The organism is Streptomyces roseoverticillatus (genome assembly GCF_000719265.1).
Classification (GTDB): domain Bacteria; phylum Actinomycetota; class Actinomycetes; order Streptomycetales; family Streptomycetaceae; genus Streptomyces; species Streptomyces roseoverticillatus.
Genome location: NZ_JOFL01000016.1, coordinates 116,557 through 139,416 on the forward strand (window position 1 = coordinate 116,557; position 22,860 = coordinate 139,416).

The following is a 22,860-nucleotide window of genomic DNA, read 5'->3' on the forward strand; positions in this document are numbered from 1 at the left end:
GAACGCCCCCGGACCGAGAACGGACCGGGGGCGCCAGCATCAGACTGCGAGCGGTACTCGTTGCTTCGGCTCGTCGAGCCAGAAGCGCTGACCAGCCGGCGTGACCGTGGCACCGAAGCGGTCACGCGCAGGACTTCCTTGCGTTTGGAACCATGCGATGGCGTGTTCGATCGTGTCCCAGAGCCTCCGGGGACCGCCCTGCTGTGCGCGTCCGCCGTGGACTCGGGCCCAGGAGCCGTCTTGCCTCCACAGGCGATAGCCGGTGACTGTCCCGTTCTCGTCCATCTCGATGGCAGTGCCTACGTCCGGCAGCGCCAGGGACGAGAGGAAGCACAGTCCTTCGTCTTTCAGGAGACTGAAGTTCGTTGCCGTGGCTCGTTCGGTGGTGTGCTCGGGCTCCCCGGGATAGGGAACGTGCCCGGTGTCACCCTCTCCGCGAGCCGGCATGAAGCACGAGCCGCCGGGGAGGAACTTGCCTTCCAGAGTCCCGTCCTTGCCCTTGGTGAGCCGCGCGTTTCCCCAGCCGATCGGGGAGACGATCACACCGCCGGGGCGGACCGAGCGAGCCAGCACGTACGGGAAGGTGCTGAATCCACACGTGACGATCAACCGGTCCAGGGTGACGTCACCGGGGAATCCTGCCCTGGCGTCACCCGTCATGACGGCCGGCGCGTAACCTGCCGCGCGCAGTCGGGCCTTCGCGATGCGAGCCAGGTTCCTGTCGACCTCTACCGTAACGAAGTTTGTCTCCCCGATACGGTGACAGATGAGTGCCCCGTTGTAACCGGTCCCTGTCGCGACTTCCCCGATCTTGTCACCGTCCTGCACATCCAGGGCCTCCAGCATCTGCAACATCAAGCTCGGCTGGCTGGATGACGATGTAGCGGAATTCCCGGTCACCTGCGTGGTCAGCGACCTGTCGCTGTAGACGTGATCGAAGTAGTCGGGGTGGCCGGCCGTCACGGGCTGCCACGTCCCCTCGATCTGTCGATAGAAGGTCGGGACGAAGACATGCCTCGGGGTATCAAGAACGGCACTGCGCCACTCCGCCGAGCGTAGATCACCCTTTTCGGTGAGTTGCTGAGCGAGGGCTTCCCGGCGGGCCTGGATCGCGTCAGTGTCCGGATGGCTCAAGAAACTGCTCCTTGCAGTAGGGAGGCATGCGCCTCGGCGATGGGGAGATTGGTGGCCTTGGCGATGAACTGCCACTGTCCGGCCGGGTTGCACTCGAAGAACACCCACTGCCCATCGGGGCGTACTGCGAAGTCGAATGCACCGTAGTTGAGCTTGTACGCCGCCATGAAGTGGCGAACCCCCGCAGCGACGTCATCGGGAATGGCCACCGGTTCGTACTCCAGTGCGTCGTAGTCGCTGCGCCAGTCCACCTTCGCCTTCGTACTGCTCGCGTGGATGGCGACGGGGAACATGTGCTGACCAACGACGGTGAGCCGGATCTCGTGCCTCTTCGGCACCCACTCCTGGAGGTAGTGGGCGGTCAGCTCGAACGACTCGTCCAGTTCGGCTGGCTCTACGCGCCGGGTGGGCAACATCGTGGGTGGGGCGTCAGGGAGCGTCAGCGATGCGGCCGCGATCGGTTTGCAGACCAGTGAACCGCCGACTCCTGCTGCCCACCGGCGAGCGTGAGTCAAGCTGTTCCCCAGGAACGAGGCGGGGACCCGGAGGCCGGCCTGGGTCGCGGCGGCGAGCTGACCGGGCTTGTGGGCGCTGGCTCGGTAGACGTCGGGGTGGTGCATCCATACCACCGGGAGGGATGAGAGGACCTGCACCATGCCGACGAGTGCCTGTGATACTGCCCAGTCTCGGTATTCCCGGGCAACCTTCGGCGACACGACCGGAAGTCCGGGCCGTCTGTAGTAGACGGCCCGGACTTCCTGAATGCGCGCCGCGCGCCGGCTGGTCACCAGTTCACCGGCCCAACCAGGCCTGTCGGCCTGGTGTTCAGCGGCGAGCGTGATGACCTGGGGGAACTCTGCGAGGTCGAAACGTAGTGCAGGAGTTCCAGCTTCGCTGAGTGCCTGCACAACGAGATCGGCGGTCGGGTCGAGCTGTTCAGCGACGATCAACACGTGCCCGCGCGGGCGTCATCTGCAACCTACGCCGCGGGCTTCACGAGCCGGTGGCCGTGAGGTGCGCGCTGGGGCTCGATCTCCGGGAAGGCGTACGGGTCGGCCTCCTCGTCCGGGGGGTTACCCGGGGAGGTGTCGTTGTTCGTCGCGGTAGACGACGCAGCCATCGGCGTCTTCGCCCACAGGGATCCATCCCTCATGATGTTCACCTGGCGGTCAGGGTCGTACTCGAACGTGGAGGGGTCAATCTCCACGACGTACGTCGGCATCGGTGCCTGAGCACCGAAAGGTACGAGCGTTGTGGTCATCTTGCAGAACCTCCGTTTGGTGGCTTCGGTGGTGATCCAGAGCGGTCCCGAGGGTTCGTCATCCCCGGGGCGGTTCCCCTCGGCCTCGTCAGCTGAGGGAGTCTGACGGCCTGCCCGACGGATCCAACCGCACGGAAACCGGGCAGGCACTGTTCCTGCTCCTCCCCGACGGGGGTCAGAGAGGGACAAGAGTCTCGTGGTGGATCAGTTCTGGCAGGCGTCGCACAGGCGCTGTCCGGGCTGCGGAGAAGGAATGCCTTCACCGCACCTCTCGCAACTACCGATTAATACCGATGGCGGGGTTGCTATCGCGGCTCGGACCACGCAGTGCCCCTCACCGGTTCGAGCGGGGGCCGGCTGCGGTCCGGGAGATCCGCGGCCCGCTCGTGGCCCATGATCTGACCGGCGACGATGGCGCCGGGGGGCGGGCCGACGAGCGTGGCGCGGCCCTGGGTTTCCCAGAAACGGCGGTGACCCGTGCTGATGGTGTGCTGGTACTTCCACCTGTCAGCCTCGGCAGGGCCATCCTTGATGCTGACCTCGCCAGAGCAGCCAGCCTCCCGGCATTCGACGGAGAACTCCTCCGAGGTCTGCGGGTCGGCCATCGTGGTCCACTCGGCGTAGACGTAGCGGGTACGGATCCCCATTACCGCCCCCCGCCGGCCGTGAGCCGCACCGTCGAGTCCGGCCTTCCCTGGCCGGCACGGTGGCGCGGACACGCGCAGTCGGGGTATTCCATGGATCCCGGCGGCAGGTCAGGCACATCGACACTCTCGCCCAGGCCACGGACCTGGCATGCGACTGCCGACGAGGGTTTGACCACCTGGACCAGCAGGACACCATTCTGGCCACGCTGAGCCATGAGCAAAGCCAAGACTTCGCGGGCGCTGCTCCTCTGTCTCACGTTAGCCCGCCCCTCGTGCACCTGAAGTTCGGGAGTGCCGCAGGGAGCGCCTCCGGGCGCCTGCCGTCGCGAGTTGCGGAGGCAGTAGGGCACGCTGCCTCGGTCGAGAGGAGAAAGGCCTGGCGCTGGGCCAACCATCCGCGAACCTCCTCCCTGCCCTCTGCGGTCGGAGCGAGTTCATCGGCGAACTGGACCAGCAGCCCGCCGACCGTCCCGGCGACCACCATGTTCTCGACCACCGGCCACAGCTTGCGGTCGGAGCGAGCAACAGCCAGCGAGACCGAGTCATACACCGCCAAGGCGACTACCCAGTCACGCGCCTCGGCGCATCGCCGTAGAGCTGCCATCACCTCCAGCGGTTCGCGACCATCATCGATGCAGGCATATAGAGCGACTCGAACACGACCCAGGCGCCCGCTGGCGGCGTCCACCAGCGCTTCCCTGCGCATCCGATCGCTTTGCGTGCGGGGCATGTGAGTAACCATGCCCCTACGGAAAGTGCAGGCCCAGAAACGAGGCGGACGACTCGGCAAAGCCACTCCGAAGCAACTCGTCTGCTACGTAAGACGGTTGCTCTGCATGCGGTCCAAAGTCGTCCGCCTCATACCACTCCGCCGCTAAGGTGTCCTTAAAGTGCCGATTTGGCGGTCGCCGGGGGGAAACCGTGAGAGATGCCTGTCTGGGCGCCAATGAGATCCCTGACACGCCGTAGCCGCGCGGTTGAGGCACGGCCCACCTTCTCGACGATGACGTTTGGCAGCGCCTGATGGCGAGCCCACTCGGGCGCCTGGACCAGCGTCTCTTCCAAGGTGTCCAGTGACCTGTCCCAGAGGCCAGCGTCCGCGAGAGTCATCGCCTTATCCATGGCATAGCGATGCTGGGCGGCCTCAGTCAGTCCCGAGACGTCCTTGATGCCGTCAATCAGCGTCAGCGCCTTGCCAGTCAGGCCAAGGGCTACGTTGATGCCTACCGCTTGCGTGGTAGCTGTCAGCGGGCCGAAGAGCGTCCCATATGCCCGGTGCTCCGTACCCATGCGGACGCCGGCGGCGTGGGACTGCGACAAGTAGTCGGCAGCGCGCGCCTTGTTCTTCAGGCGCGACGCGACCACCGCAGCGAAGTTGATGTGACTGCCGTAGACCGTCAGCTGGTCAACAGTCGCGGTAGAGAACCGCGGCTCAACGTCTACGGCAGCCTTCTCGGCCAGCCGCAGCGCATCCTGAAGCCGTGCATCCCGCAGGTAAATCCAGGAGCGCCCTGAGGCCACGACAGCCGGCTGCAACTCGTCTGCCGAGCGCTCGGCCGAGGCCTGGGCATGTCCGATCGCCGCGTACGCCAGGTCACGTGCACCCATGAGGTTGGCCACGTATGCGGAGATGCGGTAGCTGTCGGCGAGAAGGCCCCAGGCTTCGCCTTGCTCGCCAGTGGGGCGCCCGTGAAGATGCATTGCCGCCTGCTGGAGAAGCGGGGCGGCAAGGGCGCCCGCCTCTACGTAGAGGCCCTTCCAATACCGTTCCCAGCACGCACTGATAGCCGACCGCAGATCGTCAGCCCCACCCACCTCCTCGACACCTCCAGGCAGCATCCCCGCGGCCGTGTCGTGCACGGTTTGAGAGAGCGTGCGCAGCGTGATCCGGTCGGCTTGGGCCATGGCTCGCCGGGGAGCCTGCTGCCCAAGGATGACGGAAGTGTCGACTCCAAGCGAGTCCGCGATGGTCAGGAGCGTGTTCAGGCTGAGCGCCTTGTCCTGCTCCGCCTTCTGGATGGTGACGACGGAAAGGCCCGTCATCTCGGCTAGCTGGGCCTGCGTGACATCCCTACCGCGCAGGATCTTGATGCGTTGACCGTTCGAGTACTCGCCCCACTGCATGCCTCAACTCCCATCGGTGAAGCTCCCGTTCTTGAACGGTACCCGCAGAGACGGCCCCCTTGAGGCCGGCAGAGCTATCGACTTCCAGGCGGAGTCTCCGGAATCAGAGGAGACAGCGATCACCCCAGGGCCCTGAGGGGGCCCTGGGAGGGGTATATACCACCCCCCGACATTAAATATGTACCTGTGATACGCGCCGGCCGTAACGGTGCAGCCGAAAACTGTAACCCGGATCACGAAAATCCTGCTTGGTTAGTTCGTTCACGCCCCCCGAGGCGCCTCACAGGGCCTGAAAACGACCCACGAAGGCCCCAGGCCGGCGCCTCGGGGAATTTTTGTTTTCGCGAGCCTTGTCATTGCCCCCACGGTAGGCCGGCGGGTGGCGAATTCCTGACACTTTGATACCCGTACACGGTCGGAAAGAGGCACCCCCGGTGGGTCCTATTTCTTTCTAACTAGGCATTACCCCCGGGTGTCACATGTACTCTGACCTGCGGAAACGTTGGTTTTTAGGGGTTTTGGAATGGGGGCGCGAACAGGCTTGCATTCATGGTTTGTGATGCGGATCACGCTCTATTTGGATTGCCTGGAATTGCTGTTGAGGTAGAAATGAATTGCGGCGCCGATCACTGAGTGATGCGGGGCCGGATCGGGTGGCCCCGATAGGGCGGGCCGCTAACGAACTAAGGATCATGGCGCTCCCCACGAAGTGGGTGGCAGCGCCTCAGAAAACGCGTGTGGTGCGGTCTGACGGCCGTTCCCGAGGGTCTGTGGGGTGGGTTGTGTTGAAGCGTTTCTTGGCCGGTGTGGTGGCCGCTGCGGTCCTGGCCGCGGGTGGTGGCATGGCGGGTTTCAAGGCGGGTGAGTCCGGCAAGCGGGCCGCGGTCGAGCGGGTGTCCGTGGCGGCGTTCAACGAGGGGTTCGACACGGCGCTGTGCGGCCCTGCTGCGGGCAACGACCGCACGGACGGGGGCGGCTGGATCGTGGACGGTGCAGGGAACGTGTGCGGCGAGTTCGAGCCCAAGTGACTGCAAGGCCGGTTGAGGGACGACAAGGGGAAGGGGCATTCGATGGACGTCATCATGAGGGGCGGCCTGGTCACGACTCCCGCCCAGAACGCCATGGAGGGGCACGGGCTGACGAACGCTGCGCTGATCATCGGCTCGGACGCTGAGCTGTACCCGCATCTCCAGGGGCGGGACCTGACGCTCCGTGCGGTGGCGTACTCCGTGTACTGCCCGGCAACGGAGCGGTACAGCGTGGTGACGCTGGATGGCCGGTGGGTGATCCCGGGCAAGGAGGGCTACAAGTCCCGGGGTGCGGTCACCACCTACGTGCGGAAGAACGGTGCCGTTCTGCGCCCTGAGGGTCTGGTGAGCGCCAGCCGGATCGGCCTTGCCGGAGTCGCTCCGGCCTCCCGCCGGATCAGCCTTGCAGGGCGCGCTCCGAACGGGCCGAGCAGCCTGCCGATGCTGGCAGCCTGAGCAAGAACCGCGTCCGGCCCGGTCACGTGGTTGGTCACGCCGCCGGTCGCGGAAAGTTTAAAAACGTACTGGTCACGCTACTGGTCACATTCACCGCTGAGCCAGTCCGAGAAAACAGAAAAACCCCCGCTGAGCAGGGGTTTCGTCTGACCTTACTGGTGTCCGAGGGGGGACTTGAACCCCCACGCCCGATAAAGGGCACTAGCACCTCAAGCTAGCGCGTCTGCCATTCCGCCACCCGGACTAGGTGTTACGGCCCACCCCATGCCCTCTTCGCCCGCCACCACTCGCGACAGGCCGGCGTTCACGGAGGAGAGAAGGAGGCGATCCGGGCACCGTGGGACGGCAGGACGGAACGGACCTTCGAAGTGCCCGTCCACCGGGTGCCGGTGACCCCGAACCAGAACGAGGCGCCGCAGCGGTTCACCTTGATCGCGGCGGCCTTCACGACCCCGAAGAGCCGAGGTTGCGCGGCACGACCACCGGCAGTGGACTGGAAGCATCGGCCGAATCTCGATCAACCTGACCGGAGGCAGTCGTGACCAAGGTCACGCAGCTGGCCGGTAAGGGTATGGCAGGGATGGAAAGCGACCCACCGCTGCACTACTTCGACGCAACCGCGGAAGAGCTGGGACAGCTGAGCCGACCCCCCGCTTCCTCGAAGACGCCGAGCTGCCCGCATCGGCAGCCAACAGCATCACGCTCAGCAATGGGCCGAGGCGTACTCGCCGGAGCATGGGTGGGTGCTGAGGAATGACGCCCGGGACTCCTTCGGCGGGCGTTTCTCCTGTTCTTCCTTCTGCTTCAGGCCCTCTCGGGCCCCTGTTGGTCATGCGTTGGACACGTGACCAACCCTCCTCGGAGACTTCCGTCCCTGGTCAGGCTTCCCGGACGTCGCCACGGGGCTACGCCCGGTCTGCACGGCGTACGTGACCACGTACCGGGGGTGGGCTGGGGCGGTCGGGACCTGTTTATGCAAGGACACGCATAGTCGCGTTCACGCATAGACGCGTAGCGTCACCCCCTCTACTGTCGTTGGGCAGGCGACCCAAACGGGGCCTGAGCAAGGGGGTTTGACATGTCCGAACATTCGGCTCTCACCCGGCTCACGGGCAACGGCAACGGCGAGTGCGGAGAGAAGGACTGCCCGAACGTGTATCGCACGGCGACCGGATCGTTCGTGGTGCAGGGCGGCGTGTCCGACGCCTTCACCCCGCCCGCGGGTGAAGGGCTTGTGGAAATCCCGGAGGCGGTTCTCAGGGAGGCAATCCGTGCACTTGGATGGTGACGCGTGGAATGACTGCTTCGATTCCATGGAGCGTGAGGCGTGGCGGCTGGAAACGCTTCCCGTCTACACCATGCCCCAGGAAGCGGAGAAGCTGAAGCGCTTCCTCGCCGGGGATAATTCTCCGGACGATTACACGTCGGCCTGGATGGATGAGGTCCGGCAGTGGGCCTCGGAAGGAAAGGGCGTCGGCAGGGTACACGTCGTGACCCGCCCGCTCTCCGACTACCTTCGGTTCGAGTTCGAGTACTACTACCGGCACCACGTGAAGGCGGGCGAGGACATCCGCATTATCGACCTCACCGACCGGGAGAACCCCGGGCTGCCGGACCAGGATTTCTGGATGTTCGATGAGTCCAAAGTGGTCCTGATGAACTACCGGGGAGACGGGACGCAGATCAACCGGGAACTGTACGAGGGCGACCCGGAGCCGTACCGGCAATGGAAACGGATTGCCGTTGCCGAATCCGTGCCGTTCCTGGAGTACGTGAGCAGCGAGTGACGTTCGATCCTCAACAGCTCGGGCAGCCGAAACAGGAACTTGCTGCCCTGCTGAAAGAACTACGCAAGCGAGCCGGCCTCACTGGGGATCGGCTCGCTCGGCGTTGCAACATGTCCCAATCGAAGATCAGTCGGATCGAGAATGAGAAAGCTCAGCCGAGTCTGCTGGACCTGGAAAGAATCCTCCGGGCCGTCGTGGCGCCGCCCGAGGCCATCGAGGAGGTCATCGCCCTCGCGAGGCTGGCCAACACCGAATGGCAAGACCTGCGCTCGCTGAGGCGTAGGGGCCTGGAGAAGAAGCAGACTGAACTTGCGGCCCTTGAATCCTCGTCTACGGAGTTCCGCTTCTTCCTGCTCTCGATGATTACAGGACTGCTGTCCACCCCTGAGTACATCCGGGCTAGCCTCGCCCATTCACCGGCCGATGTCACTAAGACGATCGCGAGGAAGCTGGAGCGGCAGGAAGTTCTTTACGACACAAAGAAGCATTTTACCTTCATCTTGACTGAGCAGGCTGCGAGGTGGCCGCTCCTGTCCCCGGCCGCGATGGCGATGCAGATCGACCGACTGGCCTCGCTAACCCACCTTACGAACGTGAAGCTCGGTGTAATCCCTATCACGGGATACAAGCCCATGGCTCCGATGGACACCTTCACCATCTATGACAACACGCTGGCCACTGTGGAGAACACGACCGGTGTTGTGATCCTGAGGGATCCAAGAGACATCGAAATGCATCTGGAGCTGTTCTCCACGCTGGAGGGTTATGCCTTGTTCGGGAAGGAAGCACGAGCCTTGTTGGCGGAGTGGTCCGCCGCTTGCCGTTCATGATCTTTAGTCCATGACGGGAAAGAACTACACAGCCGCCGTTTTCCGGGTCAATGATTTCCTCCATGGCGGCGACCGAGCGAAATGAGAAGAGAGTCCGCGGCGGCCGGGGCCGGTTGCTGGATTACCGGCGGACGTTCGGCCCTGATGGTGGTGTGCGCTCATGACCGGGCGCATGACTCTGCGGGTGTCGTACGCCGGTGGCCGGACGTACGGTCCGGTGCGCACGGTGAAGGTGAACCCACGCAACGGGCCGCTCTACCTGGCCATGCTCCTCGGCGCCCTGGTCCTGATTCTCGCCGGAACCCTTGCGATCCGGTTGCCGCCGCGCTCGCCGCTGTCCCTTTGCTTCCTGCCGGATTCCCGGCGGGAGTTCCCGAGAAGAGAGAGGTAGGTCCGATGGTGGAAGAGAACACCACTTCGGTTGCCCCCGAGGGGGGTGGCCTGCTCGTCGCAAAGCGGAAGATCGTGGCCGCACGCACCCGCGCCGAGCAGGAGTCTGACGTCAGCAGTGGCCGTTCCGACGGCAACGACTGACAGGAGCGCCCACGTTGCCTGATGCAGCCACGTGGGCGGGGCGTCTGGGCGGGGACAGGTTCCTCGCCCAGACGTACCACCGCTCCTACGCGCACTTCCCCGGAGTTGCCGACACGGCGGGCCTGTTCTCCTGGGACGACCTGAACCGGATCATCGCCACCCAGCGACTGGAGCCGCCCCGGCTGCGCCTGTCGGCTGACGGCGAGATGGTCCCGCTGCACCGCTACGCGATCCCGACCACGAACCGCCGTGCGGTCACCTGGTCCCGTATCCAACCGTCCGACTTCCACGCCCAGCTCAGAGACGGGGCGTCGCTGGTCCTCGATGCGCTGGAGAAGATCCACCCCGCCGTGGGGGCGGCTGCCGAGGGGCTGGCGCGCTTCCTCGGGACTTCCGTGCAGGCCAACGTGTACGCCTCGTGGACGGAGAGGGAAGGCTTCGGCCGGCACTGGGACGACCATGATGGTGCGAGCTGAAAGCTGCTCTGCCCAGTGGCGGCGGGCTGAGGTGGCCCGTCGCTCCGGCTAAGTGATCACGTAGCCGGTCTCCCAGGGAGCGAACTTCGCTGGTAACAGCGGGGGAAGAAGCCTCCCGGAAAGCCTCAAGGGCAGCACCGAGCCATGGTGAAGCCACAGGGCGGGGAGAAGATCTGACGGACGAATACAAGTGAATCCCTGATGAAGCCTCGTCATCGTCAAACCGCGTCATGGCAAGCAATCGGCGGTTAATGGCCCACCGGGTTGCAAAGCCCAAAGTGGCCGTCCGGGTCGTCGTCCGGTCGGCACGATCACCACCGGGTCCGGGGTAAAGGGGACGTCCTCGCAGGTCGCATCTGGAAAGAGTGGAACAGCGAAACCCCGTAGGAGTCCGCAGCGGATGCGCTGCGGTAAGCCGAGGGTAACCGGAGCAGAACTCTCCTGCGGGAACAGGAAGACCCGAGAAGCGAATGCCGCTGGGGCGAAAGCCCAGGGGAACACGCAGAGTTCGGCACCTCAGCCGCTGCGCATAACCCGGCGGATACCGGTCCAAGTGGCCGGGCTCGAAAGGGAGCCCACGCGGGTCTGGTGGGTCCTTGAGGACACGAAGTCTCAAAAGCCATAACCAGTAGCCGAGTTGGACAACGAAGGAGGCGACATGGAAGCAGTAGCCGACGTGGCGCTGCCTGCGCTGAACGAGGAGCTGGACGACGCCGAAGCCTGGCACAGCATCGACTGGGGCAAGGCGGAGCGAGACGTACGGCGGATGAGGCAGCGGATCTTCAAGGCCGCGCAAGATGGGGACCTCAAGAAGGTCCGTAATCTCCAGAAGCTCATGCTCAGGTCGCGGGCGAACATCCTTGTGAGCGTTCGCCGCGTGACCCAGCTGAGCGCAGGGTGCCGTACTCCCGGAGTGGACGGGCTCAGGGCGCTGGAGCCGGCGGACCGGGGGAGGTTGGCGAGGACACTCGCCGACGAACCCGCAGCCGACGCCAAGCCGGTACGGCGAGTGCACATTCCGAAGGCGGACGGGAAGACCCGCCCGCTCGGCATCCCGACGATTCGGGACCGGGCGCAACAGGCCAGGGTCAAGAACGCCCTGGAGCCTGAATGGGAGGCGCGGTTCGAGGGGAAGAGCTACGGCTTTCGCCCCGGCCGCAGCTGTCACGACGCGATCGAGAAGATTTTCCGGCTCACAGCGCGCAGCACAGCTCGCCGCACGTGGGTCCTCGACGCCGACCTGGCGGCGGCCTTCGACAGGGTCAACCACGACCGTCTGATGGAGACCATTGACGGATTCCCCGCTGCGGCGGCGATCCGGCGATGGTTGAAGGCCGGTGTGATGGAGAACGGACGGTTCGCGCCGACAGAGGAAGGAACTCCTCAAGGCGGCGTCATCAGTCCGCTCCTCCTGAACATTGCGCTGCACGGCATGGGAGCCGCCATCGGTGACCTTGACTCTCACGCGAAATCGCAGAGGGACAAGGTGCCGCTCCTGGTCCGGTACGCCGACGACTTCGCCGTGTTCTGCACGTCGAAGAACGAGGCCGAATGGGCGCGGGAGCAACTGGCGCAATGGCTTGAGCCTCGCGGGCTGACCATCCACCCAGAGAAGACACGCATTGTCCAACTGGCGGATGGCTTCGACTTCCTCGGCTTCAACGTGAGGAAGTACGGCCCGAAGACGCTCATCAAGCCGAGCGCCAAGGCGGTGGAAAAGGTCAAGGAAAAGATCCGTCTGGTGATTGAGAGCAGTCCGACACAGGACGCACTCATCCAGCGACTCAACCCCTTGATCAAGGGCTGGGCCACCTACTATCGCGGCGCGGTAGCCAAGGAGACCTTCACGGACCTGGACCACTTCGTGTGGCACAGGACGTGGCGGTGGGCCCTGCGGAGGCACCCGAGGAAGCGCCGGACCTGGGTCAAGGAACGGTACTTCGGACGTCTCCACCCTGGACGGAACGACCACTGGGTATTCGGAGACCGCGACAGCGGGCGAATCCTGCACAAGTTCGCCTGGACCAGAATTCAAAGGCACATCCCAGTCAAGGGCACCTCATCCAAGGATGACCCGAGCCTGGACGAATACTGGGCCGCTCGAACTCGCAAGCGCAGGCATCCGGAGGCTGACGGAAAGCTCAACGTCAACCTCGCCGCCAAGCAAAAGGGGTTGTGCCCGCTCTGCGGGCTGGACCTGATCGCGGGAGCGGGATACGAGCCCGAATCCGTTCGCGAATGGGCGGACTGGTTCAAGGCCGTGCACCGCACCCTCAACAGGCACCACCTGGTCTACCGATCACTCGGCGGCAGCGACAAGCCGTCCAATCTCATGCTCATCCACGCTGACTGTCACCGGAGCCATCACGCCGGAGACAAGAAGCGCGGACCCCTGGAGGTCAATCATGCGCGGTCCTAGGGACCTGCTTGAGCCGGATGCGCCGAGAGGTGCACGTCCGGTTCTGAGGGGGGCTCCTCCGCAGCAATGCGGAGGGCCTACCCGACTCGTGGTGGTCCAACTGCACGGATCGAAGCGGTGGCGCCTGTGGGGGATGACCCGTGAGGCGCCCGCCTTCCGGGACGTGGAGTCGCCGGAGGAGCCGGAGGGCGACCCGGTGGCGGACCTCGTTCTGTCCCCGGGTGACGTGCTCTACCTGCCGCGCGGCTGGTGGCACTCGGTCACCGCTGACCAGGGGACGGAATCCCTTCACCTCACGTTCGGCACGGTCCCGCACACGGGCGCTGACCTGATGCTATGGGTTGTCGATCAGCTCCGGGCGTCCCTCGCGTTGCGCAGGGACATTCCGCGCTTCGGCTCGCTGGCGGAACAGTCGGACTTCATCGACACCGTGCGCCGTGAGGTGGCCGACATGATGGCGGACCCGCGCCTCGTGGAGCGATGGGCGGAGTCGATCGACACGACTGACCTGGGCCACGCGATCCCGTCCCTGCCGTACGTGGACGGGCTCCCCGCACGGGGGGAGATCACGGTCAAGCTCACGGCTCCGAGGGGTCGCCTGACGGCGAACCGCGAACAGGGCACGGTCACCTTCTCGGCGGCCGGTACCGCGTGGGACTTCGCCGAGTCCGCCGCGCCCGCGCTGGGCACGTTGCTGACCAACCAGCCGACCACACTGGGCGAGATGGCCGACTCCGCCGGGCTGGAGGTCGAGGAGGTGGCCGAACTGGTCTCCGCCCTCATCGACGGCCATGCCGTCGCAGTAGTGGGGACGGCGCTGTGACCGCCGCGCTCTCCCTGGGAACATACCGCGTGCGTGCCGTCAGTCAGGCGGCACGCAGCGCCCTGGCTGCCGGTAGCCCCTGGGTGGACACGGCCCCCAACTATGCCCATGGCCGGGCGCATGAGGAACTGCGCCCAGTTCTCGGGGAGTACCCGACCGTTCGAGTAGCCACGAAGACAGGGTTCTTCACGGCGGAACAAGGGCGCAGCGCCCTGGCTGACGGCGTGCTCAGCCAAGGCGAGGCGGCCGGTAGGCACAGCCTTGAACGGAGCTTCGTCCGCTGGCAGACGGAGCGCTCGTTGGCCGCACTCGGGCGCGTGGACCTGGTGTTCGTGCACAACCCTGAGCACCACGGGCACGGCCTCGACCGTGCGGCTCTGCACGGGCGTGTGCGGGAAGCCTTCACGGCGCTGGAGGAGGTTGCCCATGCGGGCAGGATCGGCGGTTACGGCGTCGCCACCTGGTCGGGCCTGGCCTCCGGAGCGTTCAGCATCCTCGAGTTGCTCGCGCTCGCCCGGCAGGCGGCGGGTTCCTCCGGGCATCACTTCACGGGGTTGCAGATGCCCGTCAGCCTCATCATGGATGCCCCGATCACGCAAGCCCTGAACGGCGGCGGTCCGCTGGTGCAGGCGGAGGACGCGGGGCTGATCACGTTCGGCTCCGCGCCCCTGCACGGGGGCGAACTTCTTGATGCCATGACACCCGGATTGGTGAACCTCATCCGCCCCGGCCTGTCGGCCGCAGCCGCTGCCCTGCTGGCCGCCGGCTCGTGTCCTGGCCTCGATGTCGTCCTGACTTCCGCGAGCACCCGCGAGCACTGGGACGATGCGGCCAAGGCTCTGGCTGCGCCTCTGACGGCCCAGGAACTCAGGAGGGTGACGGATGAACTCGCCGGTGAATAAGGAGGTACAGACCCTGATGGAGGCTGCCCACGACCGGGTGGCCAAGGCACTGGGTCTCACGTGCACGGGGCCGCCGGCATGGGGCTTCCTCGGTGTGACCCTCGGGCGTCGAGCGGGGGACCGGTGGCTACGGGTGAGCCGGACGGCGAAGAGGAACGCGGGCAGGAAGTGGGGGGAGGGCATCGTCGGTGCCTCTGAGCTGGTACCTGAAAGTGTCCCGCGCCCCCGCCTGCACGGGGTGCACGACTGGACTGACGGCGAGTGGGCTTTCGAGGTCGAAGTCCTCGACTACCTCACGCAACCCGTGGTGTCCCCGGACCGGGCCGACATCGAGCACGACCCCGGGTTTCCTGACGAGTGGTGGGCGGACCTCCGGCAAGCCCTTGCCCTGCTCGCTGAAGCGGAGGGAGTGAAGGTGACCGTCCGAGACGGGTGGATCGAACGGGCCTTCCCCCAGTTCCTCGGCGTCCCGGCCCCCACCACGGTGGAGCGGGTGACAGGTCACGGCGACCTGCACTGGGGCAACCTCACCGAAGCACCCCTGTGCCTGCTGGACTGGGAGCGGTGGGGACTCGTGCCCTTCGGCTACGACGCGGGGCTCCTCCACGCCAATAGCCTGCTCGTGCCGGACGTTGCCGACCGCATTCGAACGGAGTTCGCGGCGGTTCTCGGCACCCCCGCCGGCCGAATCGGCGAACTCGCCGCATTGGCAGAGATGCTGCAAGCCGTAGCCCGTGGTTGGTATCCGGACCTTGCGCCCCACCTTGTCGCCCGCGCGGAAGCCCTCACTGGAGTGCACCCGCCCGTCCCGGTGCACTCCGAGGTGAGCGCATGACTGCGCCCCTGTGCGCCACTTTCACCGATGTGCCGGTACAAGAGCGCGCGAGATCCCCAGGGCCTTGGCAATGACCGTGACGCTACTGGCGGGCATCGAAGATCACGAACGATCTGGGCGCCCACGAGAACCCGGTAGAGGTCTGGTCACGCCACCGCTGGAGAAACAGAAAAACCCCAGGTCAACTGGGGTTTCTACTGGTGTCCGAGGGGGGACTTGAACCCCCACGCCCGATAAAGGGCACTAGCACCTCAAGCTAGCGCGTCTGCCATTCCGCCACCCGGACTAGGTGTTTGGGCAATACGGGGCAAACCTGGACGGCTGAGGCGGCCGGGAGCGGCCGGCGGCGGCCACGGCCCCTGTCGCCTTTGCGGGAGCACTTGAGGGACACGTTCTGGTTCGCGCCCACCGTGGGGCTCCTCGGGGCGGCGGGACTGGCCGCCGGAGTGCTGGAGCTGGACCAGTTGGTCATCGGGGCCCTGAAGCAGGACGGGGACTACGGGACGGTCGAGTCGCTGATCGGGATCGCCGACGACACCAAGACGATCATCACGACCGTCGGCTCGGCGATGCTGACCTTCATCGGCGTGGTGTTCTCGATCTCCCTGGTCGCGCTGCAGATGGCCAGCGGGCAGTTCTCCCCGCGCGTGGTGCGGCTGTACGTGCGCAGCCGGATCACCAAGTGCACGTTCGCCGTCTTCCTGGCTACGTTCCTGTTCGCCCTGCTGGTGCAGGCGTCGTACGAGGGGAACGAGGATCCGCGCACGGTCACTACGGTCCCGGTGTTCTCCAGCATCGTGTGCGTCCTGCTGGTGATGGTGAGCCTGGGACTGTTCATCGCGTACGTGAACGCCACGCTGCGGCTGATGCGGGTGAGCCATGTGATCGACCGGATCACGCGGGAGTCGTTCCGGGTGCTGGGCAGGTACGGCGTTCCCGACGACGAGCGGCCGGCGCTGGCAGGGCCCGGCGCGGAGGTCGTGCACAGCGGGCGGGCCGGGGTGCTGCGCGACGTGCACATCGCGCGGCTGGTGCGGGTGGCGCGGCGGCACGGGGTCGTGCTGCGGCTGATCCCGCGGATCGGGGACTTCGTGGTGCCGGGGACGCCGGTGTTCGCGGTGCACGGCGGGGCCGCGCCGGCGCCGCGGGCGCTGCGGTACACGGTGTCCGTCGGCGTGGAGCGCACGTTCCACCAGGATCCGGGCTTCGGGCTGCGGCAGCTGTCGGACATCGCCCAGCGGGCCCTGTCGCCCGCCGTGAACGATCCGACGACGGCCGTGCAGTGCCTGGACCGGATCACCCAGTTCCTCGCGGCCCTCGCCCGGCGGCCCCTCGGGGCGCTGCACCACTGCGACCGCCGGGGCGCCGTGCGGCTGGTGCAGGACGTGCCCGGGTGGGCGGACCTGGTCGACCTGGGGTTCGCGGAGATCCGCGGCTGCGCGACCGGCAGCCCGCAGGTGACCCGGCGGCTGGCGGCGGCCCTGGACGACCTGTGGCACCTGGCCCCCGCCGGGCGCCGCCCGCCGCTGGAGCGGCACCGAGCGCTGCTGGAGCAGGCCGTGACGCGGGCGGTGCCGGACGGGGCGGACCGGGAATTCGCCCTGCTCCCGGACCGGCAGGGGATCGGCTAGCCCCAGCCGGTTCGGACCGGTGGATCCGGCACAGGGTGCGTACGGCGCGGTGTCGTACGGCACGGTGTGCGTACGGCGCGGGTGCGTACAGCACCGCCGGATTCCACCGTCGTGGGCGGTCACCGCCGCGACGGAGGGAAGCGTGCGCGGCCGCGTCCTTCACCGGCGCCGGGGAATGACCGGGCGGGCGCCGGCGCGTCCGAGCCGCCGGGGACAATGGGGCATCCAGGAACCCCACGATCACCGGGACGTATCAGCTCATGGGACGGGTCACCGCACGACGCCGCGTCATCCGCATCCGGGACGGGGCCGTCGGCGCCCGTCCGGACACGCTGGTGACCGAGGAACCGATGGAGATCCGGCTGAACGGCAAGCCGCTCGCCGTCACCATGCGCACGCCGGGCGACGACTTCGCGCTCGCGGCGGGGTTCCTCGTCAGCGAGGGCGTGCTGGGCGCGGCGGACGAGGTCGCCAACATCGTCTACTGCGCCGGAGCGACGGACGACGGCGGGAACACGTACAACGTCGTCGACGTGCGGCTCGCGCCCGGCGTCCCGGTGCCCGACATCACGCTGGAGCGCAACGTCTACACGACGTCCTCGTGCGGGCTGTGCGGGAAGGCGAGCCTGGACGCCGTACGGACGACCGCGCGCCACGCCCTGTCCGACGGGCCGGCCCCGATGCGGCTCGAACCCGCTCTGCTGGCCTCCCTCCCCGATCGGCTGCGGGAGGCACAGCGCGTCTTCGACCGCACGGGCGGGCTGCACGCGGCCGCGCTGTTCACGGCGGACGGCGAGCTGCTGGACGTGCGCGAGGACGTGGGGCGGCACAACGCGGTCGACAAGCTCGTCGGGCGGGCCCTCCAGCAGGGGATGCTGCCGCTGGCGGGGTCGGTGCTGCTGGTCTCCGGGCGGGCCTCGTTCGAGCTGGCGCAGAAGGCGGTGATGGCCGGGATCCCGGTGCTGGCGGCGGTGTCGGCGCCGTCGTCGCTGGCGGTGGACCTGGCCGCGGAGACGGGGCTGACGCTGGTGGGCTTCCTGCGCGGGGCGTCGATGAACGTGTACGCGGGCGAGCAGCGGATCGTCCTGGAGGAGGCGCGTCCGGCGTCCGGCTGACGTTCCGTCGGCGCCGTCAGGCCACCGGCCCCTCCTCCCGTTCCTCCGCCACGCGGGCGAGCAGCGCGACGAACTGTTCCCGCTCGGCGGGGGTGAGCGCCGCGAGCAGGGCCCGGTTGGCCTCGTCGCCCAGTTGCGCGAGCCTCCCCAGGCAGCTTCGGCCCTCGGCGGTGAGGGCGATGACGTTCTTGCGGCGGTCGTCGGGGTCGGGGGTGCGGGTGACGAGCCGCGCCCGCTGGAGGTCGTTGAGGATGCCGACCATGTCCTTGGGGTCGAAGCCGGTCTCGCGGCCCAGGGCCGCCTGGGCGACGGGGCCGATGTCGGCGACGGCGGCCAGGACGGCGTGGTGCGGCATGCGCAGGCCCTCATGGGCGAACGCCTCGCCGAGCAGGCGCCGGCCGCGCCCGGCGGCGCGGTTGAGGAGCCAGCTGGGGAGGGCGCGGATGCGGTCGAGCGCGGGCTCGTGGGGCTCGGTCATGGTGCGACCCTACCGACATACCCGTTGGGATCCCCAACAAAAAACGTTGGACACCCCAACGAAGATCCGCCTATCGTTGGAGCTCCCAACGAAAACTGTTGGGGCAACCAACGACACCCTGGAGGTGCGCCCCATGCGCCGTGTCCGCTATTACGAGAACGGTGGCCCCGAGGTCCTGCGCCTGGAGGAGACCGACGTCCCCGCCCCCGGCCCCGGCGAGCTGCTCGTGCGCACCGAGGCCGTCGGCGTCACGCTCCCCGTCGTGCGGAAGGTGCGCGGCGGCGGGCTCCCGCTGCCCGCGGGCCTGGGCGGCGAGGTCGCCGGAGAGGTCGTGGCGACCAGCCCGGACGTCACCGGCTTCGCGGTCGGCGACCGCGTCACCGGCCTGTGCTTCGGCGACGGCTACGCCGACCACTCCGTCCTGCTGGCCGCGATGGCCTCCCCCGTGCCCGAGGGCGCGACCGCCACGGACGCCGTCGCCCTGGTCCGCTGCGGCCTGGTGGCCCGCGGGGCGTACGCGGCGGCCCGCCCGGCCCCCGGAGAGTCCGTCCTGGTGACGGGTGCGGCGAGCGGCGCGGGCCACCTCGCCGTGCAGCTCGCCAAGGAGCTCGGCGGCGGCCGGGTCGTCGCGGCCGTCAGCTCCGCGGCCGCCGAGGCCAAGGCCGGCTTCCTGCGCGAACTGGGCGCGGACCACGTCGTCACCTACGACGAGCTCGCCCGCGAGTCCGCGGACCCGGCCCGCTGGGGCGGCGAGGTCGACATCGTCCTGGACGCGGTCGGCGGCGAGCTCCTCTCCCCCGCCGTCGCCGCGCTCGCACCCGGCGGCCGGCTCGTCGCGTACAGCTCGGGCGGCGGGACGATCGAGGCGTACGACCTGCTCGTCGGCGCGAAGTCCGCGATCGGCTTCCAGATGGCACTGATCGCCCGCCACCAGCCGGAGCTGATGGAACAGTGGCGGCTGGAGCTGTGGGAGCTGTTCGCCGCCGGGCGGCTGCGGCCGCGCGTCCACGCCGAACTGCCGCTGGAGGACGCCGCGAAGGCGCACGAGCTCATCGAGGGGCGCGTCAACCTGGGCAAGGTCGTCCTGCGGCCGGCGTGAGCCCTTTGTGCAGCCCCTCCCGCACTCCACACTCCAACTCGTATGGGCTCTTCGGCCGAGTCTTCCTTGTGTGACAGTCGTACGAGACCTACGTTCGGCCTCATGGCGCCGCCGCACGTCCGCACTGCTCCCGCCGCCCCCCGAAGCCCCCTCAGAATCGCGATCGCCGCAGCCGCGTTGGCGGGTCTCGCAGGCTCCCTCCTCGTACCGCCCCCGGCCCGGGCCACCGACACCGGGTTCGAGGAGCGGGTCCTCTTCAAGGCCGGGCCGGAGGCGGCCGACGGGGACGCCTACTCCTGCTTCCGCATCCCCGCCCTGGTCACCACCGTCCGCGGCACCGTCCTCGCCTTCGCCGAGGGCCGGAAGGGCAACTGCGGCGACGCCACCGACATCGACGTCGTCGTCAAGCGCTCCGCCGACGGGGGCCGAACCTGGAGCCCGCTGGAGGTGGTCGACGAGGGGCGCGGCGACACCCACGGCAACCCCGCGCCCGTCGTGGACCGGAGCAGCGGCCGGATCACGCTCCTCACCACGGACAACCGGGGCCGCCCGGACGCGGGCAACTGCGATGTGCCGTGCGACCGCACGCCCCACGTGCAGCACAGCGACGACGACGGCGCCCACTGGTCGGAGCCGGAGGACCTGACGCGGGAGCTGCGCCCGCCCGGCTGGAACTCCTGGTACGCCACGGGGCCCGGCCACGGCATCCAGCTCGCGCACGGCCCGCACCGCGGCCGCCTGGTCGTCGGCCTCAACGCCGAGAGCCACGACGGCACCCGGGGCCACGCCAACCACGCGGCGCTCGCCCTCAGCGACGACGGGGGCGCGCACTGGCGGCTCGGGGCGGTGGACACCCATGCGGCCGCCCCGGACGGCACGTACGCGCAGAAGCCGTCCGAGCTGACGCTCGCCGAGCGGGCCGACGGCACGGTGTACGCGGGCGGGCGCGAGCAGGACGGCACAGAGCTCGGCAACCGCGACTTCGCCGTCAGCCCCGACGGGGGCACGGAGTTCGCCGGGCCGTTCCGGGCCGTCCCGGACCTCTACACACCCATGGTGCAGGGGTCCGTGGCCGTGCTGCGCCCCGGGCGCTGGCTGTTCGCGTCGCCCGCCGACCCCGACCGGCGGCGCTCGATGACGATCCGCTCCTCCTACGACGAGGGGCGCACGTGGGAGGGCGTGGAGCGGGGCAGGCTCGTCACCGCCGACTGGGCGGGCTACTCGGACATGGCCGTGGTGGACGGCGGGACGGGTACGGCCGGGCTGCTGTACGAGGCGGGCCGGGGCAACGCGCGGGACGAGATCCGGTTCGCCCGCTTCACCGAGGAGTGGCTGGGCCCGCGCTCCGGGCCGCTCCCCACGACGCCGGACCGGGCGCCGGGCGCGCGGGACGCGTACGTCCTGGGAGGCCCGCGCCCGGTCCGGGGCCGCTCCGGCGGGGGCCTCGCCTTCGACGGGGTGGACGACGCGGTGCGGCTGCCCTACCGGGCCTCCCTCCCGCTGGGGACGCGGGACTTCACCGCGGTGCTGTGGTTCCGGTCGCCGGCCGCCAGGGCAACGGCCGCCGGATCACTGTCCGCCCGGCCGTCGGCCGCCGGGCCGATGTCCGCCCGGCCGGTGTCCGCCCGGCCTTCAGACGCCTGGTCGCCGGCTGTCCGGTCATCGGCTGTCCGGTCGCCGGCTGTCCCACCGTCGGCAACCCCGCCGCCGTCCGCCGCCGTGCGGGCCGAGCAGCCGCTGCTGTGGATGGGCGGGATGGGGGGCGCGCCCCAGGTGGCGCTGCGGGTCGCGCCCGGCGGGCGGGTGACCGGGCAGGTGACGGCGGTCGCCGGGGCGGGCCCGGCCCGTACGGCGGTCGTCCGGTCGGCCGCGTACAGCGACGGGCTGTGGCACCGGGTCGTACTGCGGCGCGGCGGCGGGAGGATCGTCCTCACCGTGGACGGGGCCGCTTCGTCGGTGCCCGGCGTGCCGGGGACGGTCAGCCGCAACTCGACGTTCGGGGTGCACCTGGGGCAGCGCCCGGACGGCCGGGCGTGGCTGTCCGGGGAGCTGGACGACGTACGGGTGTACGGGCGGGCGCTGACGGACGGCGAAGTGGCGCGGCTGGGGCGGTCTGGACAGCCGGGGCTGTCGGGGCTGTCGCTGCGGCCCGGGGAGCCGGCCCCGTCCCGCGATCTGCTGCTGTGGCTGCCCCTGGACCGCGTTGACCACGCCGACCACGTCAGCCACGCCGACCACGTCAGCCACGTCAATCACATCGACAGCGCTCAGGCCGCCCGGGAGAGCGACGGCGCGGCGGGCCCCGGCTCCGGCAGCGGCTCGCGCCCGTAGCGCTTCGCGAGGACCGCCCCGACCATCAGCTGCATCTGGTGGAAGAGCATCAGCGGCAGCACGGCCAGGCTCGCCTGGGCCCCGAAGAGGACGCCCGCCATGGGCAGGCCGGCCGCCAGGCTCTTCTTCGAGCCGCAGAAGACGATGGCCAGCCGGTCCTCGCGGCCGAAGCCGAGCCACCGCGAGCCGTACGTGGTGGCCGTCAGCATGAGGCCCAGCAGGACGGCCTCCACGCCCAGCAGGGCCAGCAGCCGCAGCGGGGTGACCTCGTGCCAGATGCCGCGGACCATGCCCGCGCTGAAGGCCGAGTAGACGACCAGGAGGATCGAGCCGCGGTCCACGTAACCGAGGACCTTCTTGTGCCGGGTGAGGAACCCGCCCACACGGCGGCGCAGCAACTGGCCCGCGAGGAACGGCACGAGGAGCTGCAGCACGATCGACAGCAGGGAGCGGGCCGAGAAGCCCCCGCCGCTGTTGCCCAGGAGGAGTGCGGCAAGGAGGGGAGTGAGCGCGATACCCACAATGCTGGAGAACGAGCCCGCGCACACCGCTGCCGCCACGTTGCCGCGCGCCATGGAGGTGAAGGCGATCGAGGACTGGATCGTCGAGGGCACGAGGCACAGGAACAGCAGCCCGGAGTGCAGCTGCGGCGTCAGGACGACGGGGACGAGGCCGCGGGCGGCGAGGCCCAGGAGCGGGAAAAGCACGAACGTGCAGCCGAGGACCGTGGCGTGCAGCCGCCAGTGGCGCAGGCCGTCCAGGGCCTCGCGAGTGGAGAGACGGGCGCCGTAGAGAAAGAACAGGAGCGCCACGGCGCCGGTGGAGGCGCCACCGGCGACGGTCGCCGCCTGGCCTCTGGCGGGCAGGAGGGCGGCGAGGGCGACCGTGCCCAGGAGGGCCGCTATGTACGGGTCGACGGGGAGGCGGAAGCGGAAGCGCGACGGCATGGC

Annotated in this window: 22 protein-coding genes, 2 tRNA genes and 2 pseudogenes; 16 read left to right on the forward strand and 10 right to left on the reverse strand. The window is 68.4% G+C overall.

Translation table 11 applies throughout. From position 1 onward, the window contains the following. Window positions 1-39 precede the first annotated feature (39 nt). The 6 genes from IF61_RS0119575 to IF61_RS0119600 all read right to left on the reverse strand — a co-directional run bounded on the left by IF61_RS0119575 (window position 40) and on the right by IF61_RS0119600 (window position 5,166). Entirely contained in the window at window positions 40-1,134 is a 1,095-nt protein-coding gene (locus tag IF61_RS0119575) for a methyltransferase domain-containing protein (RefSeq protein WP_052392831.1), read from the reverse strand. Next, complete coding sequence (locus tag IF61_RS0119580) at window positions 1,131-2,087, reverse strand: MvdC/MvdD family ATP grasp protein (protein WP_030367748.1); 957 nt, start codon at window positions 2,085-2,087, stop codon at window positions 1,131-1,133. Before IF61_RS0119580 ends, IF61_RS0119575 begins: the two co-directional genes overlap by 4 nt. Before the next feature lie 26 nt (window positions 2,088-2,113). Next, the gene (tgmA, locus tag IF61_RS0119585) at window positions 2,114-2,395 is read right to left on the reverse strand and encodes a putative ATP-grasp-modified RiPP (RefSeq protein WP_052392832.1); all 282 of its coding nucleotides are present in this window, start codon (window positions 2,393-2,395) and stop codon (window positions 2,114-2,116) included. Between the two features lie 305 nt (window positions 2,396-2,700). After that, window positions 2,701-3,042 carry a DUF7848 domain-containing protein gene (locus IF61_RS0119590; RefSeq protein ID WP_030367750.1) on the reverse strand — a complete coding sequence of 114 codons (342 nt, stop codon included), beginning with the start codon at window positions 3,040-3,042 and terminating at the stop codon, window positions 2,701-2,703. Between the two features lie 253 nt (window positions 3,043-3,295). Then, a complete protein-coding gene (locus IF61_RS0119595; protein WP_157848629.1) occupies window positions 3,296-3,730 on the reverse strand; it encodes a hypothetical protein in 435 nt (144 codons plus the stop codon). Window positions 3,731-3,927: 197 nt separating this feature from the next. After that, window positions 3,928-5,166, reverse strand: coding sequence for a helix-turn-helix domain-containing protein (locus IF61_RS0119600; protein WP_030367752.1), 1,239 nt, complete (start codon window positions 5,164-5,166; stop codon window positions 3,928-3,930). Between the two features lie 785 nt (window positions 5,167-5,951). On the opposite strand from IF61_RS0119600, the gene IF61_RS0119605 reads away from it, so the two are divergent. Then, window positions 5,952-6,194: a hypothetical protein gene (locus tag IF61_RS0119605; protein ID WP_157848630.1), complete on the forward strand. Its 243-nt coding sequence runs from the start codon at window positions 5,952-5,954 to the stop codon at window positions 6,192-6,194. A gap of 42 nt (window positions 6,195-6,236) precedes the next feature. Further along, the gene (locus IF61_RS0119610) at window positions 6,237-6,650 is read left to right on the forward strand and encodes a hypothetical protein (protein ID WP_030367754.1); all 414 of its coding nucleotides are present in this window, start codon (window positions 6,237-6,239) and stop codon (window positions 6,648-6,650) included. 156 nt (window positions 6,651-6,806) lie between these two features. On the opposite strand, the gene IF61_RS0119615 is transcribed toward IF61_RS0119610, so the two are convergent. Beyond that, a tRNA-Leu gene (locus IF61_RS0119615) sits at window positions 6,807-6,894 on the reverse strand. A gap of 834 nt (window positions 6,895-7,728) precedes the next feature. Between IF61_RS0119615 and IF61_RS34355 the strand changes: the two genes are divergently transcribed. The 10 genes and pseudogenes from IF61_RS34355 (at window position 7,729) to IF61_RS0119665 (ending at window position 15,256) form a co-directional block, all read left to right on the forward strand. Continuing rightward, window positions 7,729-7,938, forward strand: a complete 210-nt coding sequence (locus tag IF61_RS34355) for a hypothetical protein (RefSeq protein WP_078660343.1) — start codon at window positions 7,729-7,731, stop codon at window positions 7,936-7,938. Continuing rightward, window positions 7,922-8,437, forward strand: a complete 516-nt coding sequence (locus tag IF61_RS0119625; RefSeq protein ID WP_030367755.1) for a DUF6879 family protein — start codon at window positions 7,922-7,924, stop codon at window positions 8,435-8,437. Before IF61_RS34355 ends, IF61_RS0119625 begins: the two co-directional genes overlap by 17 nt. Beyond that, on the forward strand, window positions 8,434-9,267 hold the full coding sequence (locus tag IF61_RS0119630) for a helix-turn-helix domain-containing protein (RefSeq protein WP_030367756.1): 834 nt from the start codon (window positions 8,434-8,436) through the stop codon (window positions 9,265-9,267). Before IF61_RS0119625 ends, IF61_RS0119630 begins: the two co-directional genes overlap by 4 nt. 160 nt (window positions 9,268-9,427) lie before the next feature. Further along, window positions 9,428-9,658, forward strand: coding sequence for a hypothetical protein (locus tag IF61_RS0119635; RefSeq protein WP_157848631.1), 231 nt, complete (start codon window positions 9,428-9,430; stop codon window positions 9,656-9,658). A gap of 5 nt (window positions 9,659-9,663) precedes the next feature. After that, window positions 9,664-9,801 carry a hypothetical protein gene (locus tag IF61_RS36335; RefSeq protein ID WP_169748831.1) on the forward strand — a complete coding sequence of 46 codons (138 nt, stop codon included), beginning with the start codon at window positions 9,664-9,666 and terminating at the stop codon, window positions 9,799-9,801. Between the two features lie 14 nt (window positions 9,802-9,815). Beyond that, window positions 9,816-10,265, forward strand: a pseudogene (locus IF61_RS0119645) (cupin domain-containing protein); the annotation flags it as partial. A gap of 670 nt (window positions 10,266-10,935) precedes the next feature. Next, a complete protein-coding gene (gene ltrA, locus IF61_RS0119650; RefSeq protein WP_030367759.1) occupies window positions 10,936-12,696 on the forward strand; it encodes a group II intron reverse transcriptase/maturase in 1,761 nt (586 codons plus the stop codon). Window positions 12,697-12,781: 85 nt separating this feature from the next. Continuing rightward, window positions 12,782-13,519: pseudogene (locus IF61_RS0119655) on the forward strand (JmjC domain-containing protein); the annotation flags it as partial. After that, the gene (locus IF61_RS0119660; RefSeq protein ID WP_030367761.1) at window positions 13,516-14,421 is read left to right on the forward strand and encodes an aldo/keto reductase; all 906 of its coding nucleotides are present in this window, start codon (window positions 13,516-13,518) and stop codon (window positions 14,419-14,421) included. The pseudogene IF61_RS0119655 and the gene IF61_RS0119660, both read left to right, overlap by 4 nt. Then, on the forward strand, window positions 14,402-15,256 hold the full coding sequence (locus IF61_RS0119665) for a hypothetical protein (protein ID WP_030367762.1): 855 nt from the start codon (window positions 14,402-14,404) through the stop codon (window positions 15,254-15,256). Before IF61_RS0119660 ends, IF61_RS0119665 begins: the two co-directional genes overlap by 20 nt. Window positions 15,257-15,454: 198 nt before the next feature. Here the strand turns inward: IF61_RS0119665 and IF61_RS0119670 are convergent. Next, window positions 15,455-15,542 (reverse strand) — tRNA-Leu (locus IF61_RS0119670). A gap of 7 nt (window positions 15,543-15,549) precedes the next feature. On the opposite strand from IF61_RS0119670, the gene IF61_RS0119675 reads away from it, so the two are divergent. Both IF61_RS0119675 and fdhD read left to right on the forward strand, forming a co-directional pair. Then, a complete protein-coding gene (locus IF61_RS0119675; RefSeq protein ID WP_052392833.1) occupies window positions 15,550-16,887 on the forward strand; it encodes a DUF2254 domain-containing protein in 1,338 nt (445 codons plus the stop codon). Between the two features lie 260 nt (window positions 16,888-17,147). After that, window positions 17,148-18,002, forward strand: coding sequence for a formate dehydrogenase accessory sulfurtransferase FdhD (fdhD, locus tag IF61_RS0119680; RefSeq protein ID WP_030367764.1), 855 nt, complete (start codon window positions 17,148-17,150; stop codon window positions 18,000-18,002). Between the two features lie 16 nt (window positions 18,003-18,018). On the opposite strand, the gene IF61_RS0119685 is transcribed toward fdhD, so the two are convergent. Next, window positions 18,019-18,480 (reverse strand): MarR family winged helix-turn-helix transcriptional regulator, encoded by a 462-nt coding sequence (locus IF61_RS0119685; protein WP_030367765.1) that lies wholly within the window; start codon window positions 18,478-18,480, stop codon window positions 18,019-18,021. Window positions 18,481-18,613: 133 nt separating this feature from the next. On the opposite strand from IF61_RS0119685, the gene IF61_RS0119690 reads away from it, so the two are divergent. Next, a complete protein-coding gene (locus IF61_RS0119690) occupies window positions 18,614-19,579 on the forward strand; it encodes a quinone oxidoreductase family protein (protein WP_030367766.1) in 966 nt (321 codons plus the stop codon). Between the two features lie 102 nt (window positions 19,580-19,681). Next, on the forward strand, window positions 19,682-21,910 hold the full coding sequence (locus tag IF61_RS37040; RefSeq protein WP_078660344.1) for an exo-alpha-sialidase: 2,229 nt from the start codon (window positions 19,682-19,684) through the stop codon (window positions 21,908-21,910). Here IF61_RS37040 and IF61_RS0119700 read toward each other — a convergent pair. Next, window positions 21,847-22,857 (reverse strand): bile acid:sodium symporter family protein, encoded by a 1,011-nt coding sequence (locus tag IF61_RS0119700; RefSeq protein WP_030367768.1) that lies wholly within the window; start codon window positions 22,855-22,857, stop codon window positions 21,847-21,849. The genes IF61_RS37040 and IF61_RS0119700 overlap by 64 nt on opposite strands. Window positions 22,858-22,860: the final 3 nt, after the last annotated feature.